Consider the following 13,809-nt stretch of genomic DNA (forward strand, 5'->3'; position numbering starts at 1 on the left):
AGGCGAGCCAGGAAATGGCTGCCTCTCCAGCGCCAAAGATCGGCCGGGTCAGGCTGCCAAGCCCACCGCTTGATACTTCGACAAGGTGCGGTCGGTGATCAGGCCGATTCGCTGAAGTTGCGGATAGGCATAGTCACGGAAGGGATTGGGCTGCGCCTTGACGAATTCCGGTTCACTCATCTTCGAGAGCATTTCGGACTCCGCCTTCGCCATGTCGATTCCGAGACCCTCGTAGATCACTGCCATCGGATCGACCCCCTTCTGGCCCTCGCGCAGCTGCGGAGTCGTCGCGAGGAGTGTCATCGCCGTCCAGGCAAAATCCTCCAGACGATCGCGATCACGCTCGTTCATCTTCGGGATCTCGTCTTTCATGTAGATCAGCCCGTAGGACACGTGCCGCGCCTCGTCCTGTGCGGTGAGCTCGACCACCCTGCGGAAGACCTCATCGTGGGTGAGCTTCGCCATGGTCTTGAACCCACCCATCGCGATGCTCTCCGCGATGACTTGCATGCCAACGCATTTCATCTGCCAGAGATCCGCCTGGAGCACGGCGTTGAGTAGCGCCTTGAGCCCGTGCATGATCGGATAGACACGGTCCAGGCGTTGGATGTATCGGTGGAAAACCTCGACGTGACGGGCCTCGTCAATCACCTGGGTGGAAGCGTAGAGCTTGGCGTCCATGTCCGGCACGACCTCTACGAGCTGTCCGCAGATCATCATCGCACCCTGCTCGCCGTGCAGGAAATTGGACAGCAGGTGGGCCGACTTCCGTTTGGCGAGTTCAATCTGGTTCTCCTTCGAGAGTGCCTTCACGAAGTCGAAGGGTTCGGCATTCGGAGCGCTCATGTCTCCGACCGCAGCCGGATCGGTCTTTATCTCCCAGGGAATGTCAGTGGCCGCGTTCCACTGCTCTTTCTTGGCTACCTCATATAGATCACGCAGTGGCTTGATGTTCGATTCGTAGTCGTAGCGCCAGAGTACTTGGACAGCGGTATCGATCATTTCAAAACTCATGTTCTAGATCTCCAGGTTGGTTGGGATGAACTCACCCGGCGTGGAGTCTCCAGCCGGCATGGACGGGGCGCGAGTGTCGCCCGCCGAGGAATCGGCGGGCGAGAGATCCGGTGTGCCCGGGCGGAGTCCACCCAGGGGACAGTAGTCGGAAGCCTCGAGACACGCTTCCATTTCCGCGGGAGTCTCTGGCTGTTTGAACACACGGGCGGTGTCACTGCCGTCGGGAATCTCGATGTTCCCTGGAGCGCGTTCCAGGCACAGCCCGCAGCCGATGCAGTCTTCGTCAACAACTTCGAAGTGATGCAGCATCTGAAGAAATCTCCGAGTGCGGTGTGCGGCGCATCCGATCTTGTTTGAACTTATATGCCGCACCAACTATGACGTCAAACCAAATCGATGCGCATGACGCAAACGTAATTGTTTTCGCATCATGGAAGCGCAAAACATGAAGCAAACGTAATTTTTTTTCGCATTATGAAAACGCAAATCCGGATACCCGACCCTGTCAGTGGATTGGCGGCGCGCATGGCGATGAGTCGGTTGTGCTTGCGTGGATTGTCCCAGCCCGATCGCACATGTGCGAATCGTATCGGGGCACGGGGAAGCTGAATTTCCGGTGCGTCTTGTTGAATCCGTCGCACGACGAAAGTCCGTCTGGATCTGTCAAATCACGGTCGCCCAGTACCCGATGCCATCCATGGCGACGAACTCGACCGGTGCGAGCGCGCGACAGGATACGATCGATTTACCGCCAACAAGCAATGAGTTTGATCGATCGCTGCTGTTCGGTGAAAAGCTTGGCCTCGTCAGCAGAATCCATGGGTAAATTTCGGCTCGGATAGAACGCCGCACGCATGATGCAAGGCGATTTCCATGGTGTGGAAGGTTCGAAAGCCGAAGGCTTTTCTGGAGCTCAGGTTTACCTCAAGTCGCGCCCGGGTGGCGCGCGCCGTCACAGGCGTGCTCCGCCGCCAGGAAACCGAACACCATCGCCGGACCGATCGTCCCTCCGGCACCGGGATAGGTTTCACCCATCATCGACGCCGAACAGTTGCCGGCCGCATACAGTCCGGGGATAGGTCGCCCGGCGGTATCGAGTGCGCGCCCCTGCGGATCCGTCACCACGCCACCCTTGGTTCCCAGATCGCCCGGATAGACCTTCACCGCATAGAACGGCGGCTTCTCGATCGGTGCAAGACAGGGGTTCGGAGTTACCTGCGGATCGCTGTAGTAGCGGTCCGAGATTGTCTCACCACGTCCGAAGTCCTGGTCGCGACCGCTGCGCGCGAAACCGTTGAAGCGCGCGACACTCGCCGCGAGTCCCGCGGGATCGACGTCGATCGCGCGCGCGAGTTCCGCCAGCGATTCGGCGCGCACCAGGAAGCCATCACGAATCGATGCCGGCAACGCAGCATCGGGCTGGATCGAACCGGGGCGCACCGGGCCCACCGGGTAGCGACGGCGGAACGTCGCATCGAACACCAGCTGCGCCGGGATTGCCGGGGTGCCGCTGCGGTGCGCAGCGTACATCCCTTTTACGAAATCGTTGTACGACGACGATTCATTGACGAAGCGCCGACCCGCGCGATCGACCAGCATCGACCCCGGCATGCCTTTTTCCATCACGATCACACGCGGATTGGGATCACCCGGAACCTTGAACACCGGGCACCACCACGCCTGGTCCATCAGGTCCAGTGCCGCACCCGCTTCCTCGGCGATACGGATCGCGTCACCCTCGTTGTCCGGACACCCGGCCGCCCAATCGGCTCCGATCGGCATCTCCTGATAACGCTGGCGCATCGCGGCATTCTTCTCGAACCCGCCCGCCGCGAGCAGCACGCCGCGCACGACCCGCACGCGCACGCTGCGTCCGTCGTGTCCAACCACCGCTCCAGTGACCCGCCCGTCCTCGAGCACCAGTTCATGCAATGGGGAATCCAGCCACAAGGGTACATCGCGATCAACCAGCGACAGACGCAGCCTTGCGACCAACGAGGCTCCGAGCGTGTAACAGGTATTGCCGGCGCCGGCGAGCCGTGCACTCAGGTTGAGGTAGTAAGCGGCGGCACGCCGGGCGACCAGCGCCAAGCGCTGCGGCCCGCCGAGCAGCAACGCGGGGACGTCGGATGCCTTGATGCTCATGAACGGCAGCGGGCGGCTGTGTTCGAAACCCAGACGCTGGCGCGTGCGCTCGGCTCCCAGCTGCATCGCTTCGAACTCGGGGGGTTCGATGGTTCGCGCTCCGGGTTTTCCACCCGGCGCCTCGGCGTAGTAGTCGGAGTAGGTCGGTACCGGTTCGAATGCCACGTGACTGCGCGCGGCAAGATACTCGACCATCCGCGGCGCGGCGTCGACATAGGCCGCAAGGCGTGGGCCGGGCACGCGACCGGCGACAATGTGTTCGAGGTATCGCAAGCCCTCGTCACGCGAATCACGGATTCCGAGCGCCGCCATTCCCGGGTTCGCGGGCACCCAGATCGCGCCACCGGACATCGCGGTGGAACCGCCGAAGCAAGTCGATTTCTCGATCACCAGTGTGCGGACGCCGAGATCGGCCGCACGCAGGGCAGACGTCATCCCGGCTGCTCCGGAACCGACGACCAGCCAGTCAACTTCTTCGTCCCACTTCATTGTTCGCATGCTCCGCGCACACCGGCGCGCACCGCCGGCGCGCTGGAGTATAAGGCCGCGATGCCTCGAATGAGCTGGCGCTTCATTACCGGGGAATTACAGTGCGCGCAGTCAGCCGCTGCGCGAGTCGAGCACCACGACCGGGAAACGGCAGCCGCTCCTCTGCCACTGCGGGAGAGGACGAATTCGAAGCTCCCCATCAGAGCAGGAGTCTCCCACGGCAATGAAATCTCGCCCGGCACGTGGCGCTCGATGGAGAGGCGAGCCAGGAAATGGCTGCCTCTCCAGCGCCAAAGATCGGCCGGGTCAGGCTGCCAAGCCCACCGCTTGATACTTCGACAAGGTGCGGTCGGTGATCAGGCCGATTCGCTGAAGTTGCGGATAGGCATAGTCACGGAAGGGATTGGGCTGCGCCTTGACGAATTCCGGTTCACTCATCTTCGAGAGCATTTCGGACTGCGCCTTCACCATGTCGATTCCGAGACCCTCGTAGATCACTGCCATCGGGTCGACCTCCTTCTGGCCCTCGCGCAGCTGCGGAGTCGTCGCGAGGAGTGTCATCGCCGTCCAGGCAAAATCCTCCAGACGATCACGATCACGCTCGTTCATCTTCGGGATCTCGTCTTTCATGTAGATCAGCCCGTAGGACACGTGCCGCGCCTCGTCCTGTGCGGTGAGCTCGACCACCCTGCGGAAGACCTCATCGTGGGTGAGCTTCGCCATGGTCTTGAAACTACCCATCGCGATGCTCTCCGCGATGATCTGCATGCCAACGCATTTCATCTGCCAGAGATCCGCCTGGAGCACGGCGTTGAGTAGCGCCTTGAGCCCGTGCATGATCGGATAGACACGGTCCAGGCGTTGGATGTATCGGTGGAAAACCTCGACGTGACGGGCCTCGTCAATCACCTGGGTGGAAGCGTAGAGCTTGGCGTCCATGTCCGGCACGACCTCTACGAGCTGTCCGCAGATCATCATCGCACCCTGCTCGCCGTGCAGAAAAGTGGACAGCAGATGGGCCGACTTCCGTTTGGCGAGTTCAATCTGGTTCTCCTTCGAGAGCGCCTTCACGAAGTCGAAGGGTTCGGCATTCGGAGCGCTCATGTCTCCGACCGCAGCCGGATCGGTCTTGATCTCCCAGGGAATGTCAGTGGCCGCGTTCCACTGCTCTTTCTTGGCTACCTCGTATAGATCACGCAGTGGCTTGATGTTCGATTCGTAGTCGTAGCGCCAGAGTACCTGGACGGTGGCATCGATCGTTTCAAAACTCATGGTCTAGATCTCCAAGTTGGTTGGGATAAGCTCACCCGGCGTGGCGTCTCCAGCCGGTATGGACGGGGCGCGAGTGTCGCCCGCCGAGGAATCGGCGGGCGAGAGATCGGGTGTGCCTGGGCGGAGTCCACCCAGGGGACAGTAGTCGGAAGCCTCGAGACACGCTTCCATTTCCGCGGGAGTCTCTGGCTGTTTGAACACACGGGCGGTGTCACTGCCGTCGGGAATCTCGATGTTCCCTGGAGCGCGTTCCAGGCACAGCCCGCAGCCGATGCAGTCTTCGTCAACGACTTCGAAGTGATGCAGCATCTGAAGAAATCTCCGAGTGCGGTGTGCGGCGCATCCGATCTTGTTTGAACTTATATGCCGCACCAACTGTGACGTCAAACCAAATCGTTGAGGATGACGCAAACGTAATTTCTCCCGAAGGATTTGCGATTGCGCCGCAGTGAAATGGTAGGCATAAGCTCCACAGCAGAGGTGAATCATGACAAGTGTGGCAAAGAAGAAAAGGCGGCGCGTCGCGCAATCGATACTCCAACGAGTACAAAGCCGAGGCGCTTGCGTTGGGCGAAAAGATCGGTGTAGCAGCGGCTGCCGGGCAGCTGCGTGAGATATTGCTCTCGCGTTCGCAGATTGCGTATTCCGGCTGAAACTGGACCGTGACAGGGCACACCGCGCAACTTAGACTCCGGGTACACCTGAGCTGCGAGACCCCTCCGTCATGATAAAAGCAATCTGCTTTCTGAAACGCAATCCCGCGCTCAGCGCCGAGCAATTCCACCGCCATTGGCGCGAGGTCCACGCGCCGCTGTTTGCGGATACGCCGCTGCGCCGACATATCCGTCGCTACGAACAGAACCCCCGCCTGCCCGCCGACTATGACCGGGCGCGGCGCGGCAGTGAGGTCGCGGATGCCGGCTTCGACGGCGTGACCGTGCTGTGGTACGACCGCCTGGAGGATTTTCATGCCATGGTCACCGACTCGCTGTACAAGGCGCAGGTGACGCCCGACGAACGCACCCTGCTGGACACCGCCGCCACCTGCTGGCTGATCGCCGGGCCCGAACAGGTCATCGTCGACAAGCCCGGCGGTCGCGCTCGTGCCCAGGCCAAACTGCTGTCGATCTTCCAGCGCAACCCCCGGCTCGACCGCGCAACCTTCCGCAAGCACTGGCACGAGAACCACGGCGGCCTGTTTCAGAACGTGCCGTCCCTGAACAAGGACATCCTGGCCTACGATCAGAATCCACGCCTGGACGAGGACTACGCGATGGCGCCGGAGCGCACCTACGACGGCGTCACGGAACAGTGGTTCGAGTCTCTGGATACGTTTGTCGCCTCCCTCGAGGAGCCGGAGCAGGCGAGCATGGTGGTGCCCGATGTGCAGTACATGCTGAATACCAGCACCGTGCATTTCCTGATGAGCGCGCCGCCCGCGGTGATCATTGCCGATGAGCAGACCCGTTAAGCGGCATCGCCGGTGATCCACGCTCTCCACCATGTGGCGCTGTCGGTACGCGATATGGACCGCGCGAAGTGCATGAGCTGGGCCTGACCCACCTGTGTTTCAATGTCGACCGCATCGACGCGGAGTACCAGCGGCTGCTGGCAGCCGGGGTGCCCTTCCACACCGAGCCCCAGGACTTCGGCAGTTTCCGCGCCACCAACGGCAACCGACACGCGGATTTGCTGTTCAACACCGTCAACCGCCGCTACGAACTCAAGCCAACCGTTGTGACCGCAAACCGGCCATTTGGCGAATGGGCGAGGTATTCCCCAACGCCGCCTGCGTGGTATCCATAGTCGGATCGAAACCGTGACGCCTCAGAGGCGGATGTTGTCGTAATACGGGATCATGATCTCGTTCTCCGCCGGATTGTCGGCGCCGACCATCGCCGGCATGCTCGGGTGCATCTCGTCCGGGTCGATCAGCACGTTGATGCACGCGGGCCGGCCCGAGTCGAGTGCACGACGCAGCGCCGGGGCCAGCTCGGCGAGGCGTTCGACCCGCTCGGCATGACAGCCGAACGCGGCCGCGACGGTTTCGTACGGTGTGTCCGGCAGCGAGCAGATCACGCGCTGCTCACGCCCGTACACCAGATCCTGCCCATGCGCCGACATGCCCCAGAGCCGGTTGTTCAGGATCACCGTGACCACCGGCAGACCGTGGCGCGCCATCGTCTCGAATTCCTGGATGTGAAAGCCGATCGCGCCGTCGCCGGTGATCTGCAGCACCCGCTTGTCGGGGTGCGCGATCGCGGCGCCGATCGCCATTCCCGGCCCCACGCCGAGGCAGCCGTGATAACCGGCTCCGATCAACTGCCACGATGCGCTGGCGCGCAGCACCATGTGGCTCCACGCCGACGCCTCGCCGCCGTCGACCACGTAGATCGTCTCCGGCGGCGCGGCAGCGGCGATCGCAGCCACCGCGTGGTATGGGTGTACCGGCGTCGCCGCGGGATCGGGCGCACCGTAGAGCGAACCGGCGAGGTGCTTGAGTCCGGTGGCGGTCGCTGCCCATGTCGAGCGGTCCGGCCAGTCGATGCCGACGGCCGCGTCGGCAAGCGCGTGCAAGGCCTCGCGCGCATCGGCGAGCACCGGTATGCGCACCTCGCGCAGACGTCCGAACTCGGGTGCGTGCAGATCGATCTGCGCGACCGGAACACCGGGCGCGACCGGCGTACCATGGCGTCCGCCGGTGAACAGGCCGAAACGCGCCCCGACCACCAGCAGTGCGTCCACTCCCGGCTGCCCCATCATGCCAAGCAGCGACAGCAGCGCGAGATCCTTGCCGTACAGGGGATGGTCATACGGCAGAGCGCCATAACCATGACCGCCGCAGAAGACCGGAATGCCGCTCGCCTCGGCGAAGCGCAGCAGCTCGGCCTCGGCTGCGGCGAGGCGGATGCCATTGCCGACGAACAGAGCTGGACGCTCGGCCGCACGCAGCATCGCGATGATCGCGGCCACGTCCCGCGGTGCCGGCGCCGGGGTGGTGCGGACCCCGAGCCCCGTCGGCGGGTGCACCAGGCTTTCGTCGACGGGAATGTGCAGCACGTCGATCGGGATTTCGAGCAGCACGGGCCCGGGGCGCCCGTTCAGGCAGGTGCGGACCGCCTGCGCGGTGAGTTCGGGAATGCGTTCGGTGTGCGTCACCCGGTGCGCCCACTTCACGCTCGGCGTGACCATGGCGATCTGGTCGATCCCGCCCTGCAGCGGGTTCGTCTCGACGTCACGCAAGGGCGGCGAACCGACGATGAACAGCGCCGGGATGCCGTCGAGAAACGCGTTGGCGATCGCGGTGATCGCATTCGTGAAGCCCGGACCCGAGGTGATCGCGCACACGCCGAGACGGCCGGTGGTACGCGCATAGGCATCGGCGGCGTGGCCGGCGGATGCCTCATGGCGGAAATCCGTGAGCTGCAACCCGTGCCTCAGGCAACCCTGCCAGAATGATTCGAGATGCCCGCCGTGCAGGGCGAAAATATGCTCCACGCCCGCCTCGGCGAGGGTGCGCGCCAACAGTTCTCCGCCGTCCGGACGATGGTTTGCGGCAGTCATCATGATCGGTGTCCCCGGTCGCTGTCGTGAAACCTCAACGCTACCACAGCGACCGGGAATCCAGCGGTTTCATTGCAAACGGGTAATCGTCGACCGCAATCACGCCGTCATTCGAGAGCGGGGTCTGTTCCGCGTGCCGGACGACCAGGACATCAACAGCCTGGCAAGGCGGCATTTGGGATGCGGGTGGAGCGATAGTGGCTGATGGGATGTTGTTTATTAGTTCCGGCCATGGTGGCAGTATCAGCGCCGGTGGCCTGGAGACGATTGTTTTTCTGGTGTTTGGGTTACCGGAACATGATTCACCGGAATAACTGCCGAACCGCTGGATGCCGCAGTGAATTGACGACCAATGAATGCTGAAGGTGAGTGTAATGAGCTACAAACCATTCGATTTGAACGGCAAGAAAGCCATGGTCACCGGTGCCGCCGCAGGGCTGGGCAAAGCCTGTGCGCTGGGACTGGCCAAAGCCGGTGCCGATGTGGCGGTGATTGATATCCAGGATGAATTGGGTGAACAGGTTGCCGCGGACATTCGCGAGTTGGGCCGGGAGGCTTTTTACCTGCACTGCAATGTGACTGATCACTCCCAGGTGGGCGCGACGGTAAAGGCCGTATATGAACGATTTGGTCGGCTGGACATTGCCCATAACAATGCCGGTGGTGGTGTCGGCGGCGCGAAAAGCGCCGATGACGGCGCCCCGCAGTTATTCCGTCAGGTGGTTGAGCTGGATCTGCTGTCCGTGTTTTATTGTTGTCACGAGCAGGCCAAATTGATGATTCCCAAGGTGGTGGACGCATCATCAATACCGCTTCGTCAGCGGCTACCGCAGTGCCCAATATCCCCTATGAATTGCTGCCCATGGGTGTGGGGATGGCTGGCTACTGTGCAGCCAAGGCCGGGGTAAAACAACTCACCAAGGCGTTGGCGGTGGAGTGGGCTCAACACAATATACGGGTAAACTCGATCAGTCCGGGTTTCATCACCACCTCCACCACCGCATTTATTCTCGACTACCCGGAATTGCTGGAGCAGGAAAATGGCCTGACACCGATGCAGCGTCAGGGCAGGGCAGAGGAAATGGTCGGTGGCGTGATCTATCTGGCATCCGATGCCGCCAGTTTCACGACCGGACATGACCTGGTGATGGATGGCGGTTTTACTGCCTGGTAAACAATGCGCGCCTCGATCAGGGCAAAAACCGCAATCGGTGCTGCTGCAGTTATTCAAGCAATAACTTAACGTCCGGACGCGAAGGCGGTCGTGAATCCATTCGGCTTGGTGCGATATCGGGTTGCAGGGGCTCGAGCTTTCACCGCGCGTGTCTCGAGGCCGCAAGCATGCCGCTCAGCAGCCTGCGGCGGGTCTTTCACCATCGCGGTTGCTCCAGCCTGTCGCTCTCGCAGCTCAGGTCGCGGGGACACAGAAAGTCGGGTTGCGGCCGAGACGGATGTCTTCAAGGCGCGTGTTGCAGATGTCGCGCCAGCTCTCCTCGCTGAGGATGTAGAAACGCTCGTCGCGCACGGCCGCAAACACGCGATCAGCCATCACCTCGGGAGCGAGTCCTCGCTGCATTCCCTCACTGAGCGCCTGCATCACGAGCGCGGCGGAGGCCGACTGCCTGGCGTCGGGGTCCTGAAGAGCCAGGTGAGCGGGGCGGCTGCGCTCGGAACGGTGGATCCCGGTGTTGATCAGTTCCGGGCACAGGACCGAGACGCGAAGCTTGGTCTGCGTCTGCGTGAGTTCGTGGTAGAGGCACTCACTCAGCGCCAGCACGGCGTGCTTGCTCATGTGATAAGCCGCCGTAAACGGGAGCGAGGTCACGGCCGCCATCGAGGCCGTGTTGACGATGTGGCCCGCGCAATCCTGGGCGAGCATGCGCGGCACGAAGCTCTTCACTCCGTGAACGACACCGAACGTGTTGACGCCGAGTATCCATTGGTAATCCTCGATCGGGATTTCCCACGACGCTCCCCCGACGATGACGCCCGCATTGTTGCACAGCAGGTGGACAGCCCCGAAACGCTCGTAGGCCGCATCGGCCAAAGCATCGACGGACTCGGGCCGGGTGACGTCCGTGGGTACGCAAAGCGCCGGGCTGCCGAGGTCTTCGAGCAGGCGCGCCGTCTCGTCGAGACCCGCTTCGTCCACGTCCGCGATCACGACCCGCATCCCCTGGCGTGCGGACTCCAGTGCCAGCGCGCGGCCGATGCCACTCGAGGCGCCGGTCACGACGGCTATCTTGTTGCTGAACTCCTGCATGATGATCGGGTCTCCGTCGAAAATGGAACCGGGCGCTCCAAAACGAAGCGCAGCGCCGGAGGAGGCACAGTATCCCACGGCGAATTCGTCGATGCCATCGGCACGCGAGCCAGCAATTGTGGATAAAATTTATGGGGATGAAACGCACTCGGATGGAATATTCTGATGATTGACGGTGGGCCTGTCTGCGTGGGAGCAAAACCTGTGAATCACAGCAATGAAACATTGATGGAAATGATGAAGCGCATACTGCGTATCCGTTACTTCGAAGAAGCGATTATTGATCTGAAAAAAAAGGCTGAAGTCCCCGGTGGCACTCACCTGTGCATTGGTCACGAAGCCACCCTCGTCGGTGCCTGCATGGCCAGCGGTGACAACAGCTATATGACCGGCAGTCATCGTTCCCACGGCCATCCCATCGCCAAGGGCGGCCGCCTCAACCAGCTGATGGCCGAGTTGATGGCTCGCACCACCGGTGTCTGCAAGGCCAAGGGCGGTTCTTTGCATCTGGCTGATTTTTCTGTCGGGAGTCTCGGCGAGTCCGGTATTGTTGGCGGCAATCTTCCCATGGCCGCGGGTGCCGGGCTTAGCTCCAAGCTGCGCGGGGCCAGCGACGAAGTGACGCTGGCCTTCTTCGGCGATGCCACCACTGCCATGGGGGCCTTTCACGAGTCGCTCAATATGGCCGCAGCCTGGAAACTGCCGGTGGTCTATGTCTGTGAAAACAATCTTTACGGGGTGACCACCCCCACCAGCGAGGTGTGCAATCTGCACAATATGGCCGAGCGCGCCGCTGGCTACAATGTGCCGGGGGTGATTGTCGACGGCCAGGACCCGATCGCGGTTTATGAAGCCGTGCATGCAGCCTGCGAACGCGCCCGTGCCGGTGAAGGCCCGACCTTTGTCGAGTGCAAGACTTACCGTTTTCGTGAGCATGCCGAGATGCTCTTCATCGCCGATCCCTATCGCAGCGAAGAAGAGGTTAACGAGTGGATGCAACATCGTGATCCGGTGAAGAACTTCCCGCAGTTCTTGATCGAAAATGGAGTCATTGGCGCCGAGCAGTCGCAGCAGATCATTGACGGGGTGCGCGCTGAAATCGCCGCTGCCATCGCGTTCGGCCATAACAGTCCACGGCCGGCAGCTGCCGACGCCTTCGACGATCTGTACTGTGAAACACCGGTTGCGGGCAATGTCATCCGCACCTTCACTGTCGATCGCCCGGAACCGGAGGTAAAACGCGAGATCATCTATCTGACGGCGATCAACGAGGCCCAGCACGAGGAACTCGACCGCGACCCCTCGGTGATCGTGTTTGGTGAGGATGTGCGCTCCAATTTATGGGGCGGCACCCGCTTTGCTGCCGAGTTCAGCAAGCAGCGGGTATTCGATACCCCGCTGTCGGAGGTCGGCTTCAGTGGCGCGGCCATCGGTGCGGCGATGACCGGCATGCGTCCCGTGGTGGATATGACCATCGCCAGTTTTCTCTATGTGGCCATGGACCAGCTTGTCAATCAGGCCGCCAAGAGCCGCTACATGTTCGGTGGCCAGGCCACGCTGCCGGTGACCTACCGCGCCTCGATGATGTATGGCATGGCGATCGGCGCACATCATTCGGACCGTCCCTATCCGATGTTCATGAATGTTCCCGGTCTGAAAATCATCGCGCCTTCGTCACCCTTCGATGCCAAAGGCCTGTTGAAGGCCGCGATCCGGGATGATAACCCGGTGCTGTGTTTTGAAGATGCCCAGGTCTGGATGACGAGTGAGCATGTGCCAACCGAGGACTATGTTGTTCCGCTGGGAGTGGCCGATATCAAACGTCGCGGCACCGATGTGACCTTGGTCGGAATCTCAGGCGGAGTACGGGTAGCGCTGCAGGCGGCTGAAGCTCTGGCCAAGCTGGGGGTTTCCGCCGAGGTGGTGGATCCACGCACCCTGGTGCCACTGGATATCGACACCATCGTGAACTCGGTTACCAAGACCGGCAATCTGGTTGTTATCGATCCTGCCCACAAGACCTGCAGTGCGGCTTCCGAGATTTGCACGCTGGTAATGGAGCATGCATTCGAGAGCCTGAAAACGGCGCCGGTGCGCATTACCACCCCCGATACCCAGATCCCCTTTGCTCCGGAGATGGAGTTGGCGCTCTATCCCAATGCGGAGCGGGTGATTAGCGCGGTAAGACAGCAACTCAAGCTTTGACTCTTGGCGGTATTGACAGCACAGGGCCAGCGCGCCCTTCGCCTGAGTATTCATGCAAAGAGATACGCGTTTTTACAAAAAAACACCTGTGCAGGAAGTTCGCGTCTCGGACTATCAAGGGTAGTGTCAATTCTTTTCGCACATTTTTGCCGGCGGTGGCCCCGCAATCCAGAGCTTCCTCCAATATCCGAACCCCCTGGCGTTCGCGATTGGGGTTTTTGTATGTACCGTGGATCACGGCTGCCCGCCATACGGGTTATCGTTTGCCTGTAGACCGACCGCCGAGACCTCCATATGCACGAACCACCGGCAGCGAGTTTTCGCGAAGCGCTGCGCTTCTGGTTCGCGCTCGGCTTCGTCAGTTTTGGCGGGCTGGCCGGGCAGATCGCGATCATGCATACCGAACTCGTGGAGCGTCGACGCTGGATCAGCGAAAAGCGTTTCCTGCACGCGTTGAATTACTGCATGGTGCAGCCTGGTCCGGTCGGCCACCTAAGGCTGCTATCCCGGCCCAGGCTTGCCGGTAGCGATCGCCCACTGGGCGCTGCTGAGGATGAGACCAAAGCAGCGGCTGGGCTTGGTTATGTCCCACGCGTCGTAGCCGTACTCGTCTTCATAGATCTCCTGCCGCATCAGCCCACCACGCGCCGAGCCCATTGACGCCGACTCGCAAGGGGTGGAAAGACTGTAACAGACATCTGCATCGACAACCCGGGCGCTCCGCTTCAAAATCTCTTCATCGTGATCTCGTTTCATCGGGTAAACGATGATCTGGATGCCGCCATGCTGTGCGGCGCCAGAGATCTGCTCTTCCGCCGTGCAGCCCTGCCCAAGTGGCATCGCAACAGACTGCCTGA

The 13,809-nt window shown here is 61.5% G+C and carries 12 protein-coding genes and 2 pseudogenes; 6 read left to right on the forward strand and 8 right to left on the reverse strand.

The window, feature by feature from the left end; all coding sequences use genetic code 11:
- Positions 1-48: 48 nt before the first annotated feature.
- The 5 genes from IPF49_08250 to IPF49_08270 form a co-directional block, all read right to left on the reverse strand.
- Positions 49-1,002, reverse strand: a complete 954-nt coding sequence (locus IPF49_08250; protein ID MBK6287602.1) for a ferritin-like domain-containing protein — start codon at positions 1,000-1,002, stop codon at positions 49-51.
- Positions 1,003-1,017: 15 nt separating this feature from the next.
- Positions 1,018-1,323 carry a ferredoxin gene (locus IPF49_08255; protein ID MBK6287603.1) on the reverse strand — a complete coding sequence of 102 codons (306 nt, stop codon included), beginning with the start codon at positions 1,321-1,323 and terminating at the stop codon, positions 1,018-1,020.
- Between the two features lie 615 nt (positions 1,324-1,938).
- A complete protein-coding gene (locus IPF49_08260) occupies positions 1,939-3,648 on the reverse strand; it encodes an FAD-binding protein (GenBank protein ID MBK6287604.1) in 1,710 nt (569 codons plus the stop codon).
- 306 nt (positions 3,649-3,954) lie between these two features.
- On the reverse strand, positions 3,955-4,920 hold the full coding sequence (locus IPF49_08265; protein ID MBK6287605.1) for a ferritin-like domain-containing protein: 966 nt from the start codon (positions 4,918-4,920) through the stop codon (positions 3,955-3,957).
- Positions 4,921-4,923: 3 nt separating this feature from the next.
- On the reverse strand, positions 4,924-5,229 hold the full coding sequence (locus IPF49_08270; protein MBK6287606.1) for a ferredoxin: 306 nt from the start codon (positions 5,227-5,229) through the stop codon (positions 4,924-4,926).
- Between the two features lie 415 nt (positions 5,230-5,644).
- Between IPF49_08270 and IPF49_08275 the strand changes: the two genes are divergently transcribed.
- Positions 5,645-6,391: an EthD domain-containing protein gene (locus IPF49_08275; protein MBK6287607.1), complete on the forward strand. Its 747-nt coding sequence runs from the start codon at positions 5,645-5,647 to the stop codon at positions 6,389-6,391.
- Positions 6,392-6,594: 203 nt separating this feature from the next.
- Positions 6,595-6,728: pseudogene (locus IPF49_08280) on the forward strand (ATP-binding protein).
- Between the two features lie 19 nt (positions 6,729-6,747).
- Here IPF49_08280 and IPF49_08285 read toward each other — a convergent pair.
- Positions 6,748-8,484 (reverse strand): thiamine pyrophosphate-binding protein, encoded by a 1,737-nt coding sequence (locus tag IPF49_08285; protein ID MBK6287608.1) that lies wholly within the window; start codon positions 8,482-8,484, stop codon positions 6,748-6,750.
- A gap of 374 nt (positions 8,485-8,858) precedes the next feature.
- Between IPF49_08285 and IPF49_08290 the strand changes: the two genes are divergently transcribed.
- A complete protein-coding gene (locus IPF49_08290; GenBank protein ID MBK6287609.1) occupies positions 8,859-9,392 on the forward strand; it encodes an SDR family NAD(P)-dependent oxidoreductase in 534 nt (177 codons plus the stop codon).
- A complete protein-coding gene (locus IPF49_08295; GenBank protein ID MBK6287610.1) occupies positions 9,359-9,658 on the forward strand; it encodes an SDR family oxidoreductase in 300 nt (99 codons plus the stop codon). Before IPF49_08290 ends, IPF49_08295 begins: the two co-directional genes overlap by 34 nt.
- A gap of 234 nt (positions 9,659-9,892) precedes the next feature.
- On the opposite strand, the gene IPF49_08300 is transcribed toward IPF49_08295, so the two are convergent.
- Positions 9,893-10,747 (reverse strand): SDR family NAD(P)-dependent oxidoreductase, encoded by an 855-nt coding sequence (locus tag IPF49_08300; GenBank protein ID MBK6287611.1) that lies wholly within the window; start codon positions 10,745-10,747, stop codon positions 9,893-9,895.
- Between the two features lie 165 nt (positions 10,748-10,912).
- Here IPF49_08300 and IPF49_08305 point away from each other — a divergent pair, with 165 nt between their 5' ends.
- Complete coding sequence (locus tag IPF49_08305) at positions 10,913-12,952, forward strand: dehydrogenase (protein MBK6287612.1); 2,040 nt, start codon at positions 10,913-10,915, stop codon at positions 12,950-12,952.
- A gap of 294 nt (positions 12,953-13,246) precedes the next feature.
- Positions 13,247-13,435: pseudogene (locus tag IPF49_08310) on the forward strand (chromate transporter).
- A gap of 18 nt (positions 13,436-13,453) precedes the next feature.
- On the opposite strand, the gene IPF49_08315 reads toward IPF49_08310, so the two are convergent.
- The gene (locus IPF49_08315) at positions 13,454-13,792 is read right to left on the reverse strand and encodes a hypothetical protein (GenBank protein ID MBK6287613.1); all 339 of its coding nucleotides are present in this window, start codon (positions 13,790-13,792) and stop codon (positions 13,454-13,456) included.
- Between the last annotated feature and the right edge of the window lie 17 nt (positions 13,793-13,809).

The organism is Gammaproteobacteria bacterium, from assembly GCA_016705365.1.
Taxonomy (GTDB): domain Bacteria; phylum Pseudomonadota; class Gammaproteobacteria; order Pseudomonadales; family UBA5518; genus UBA5518.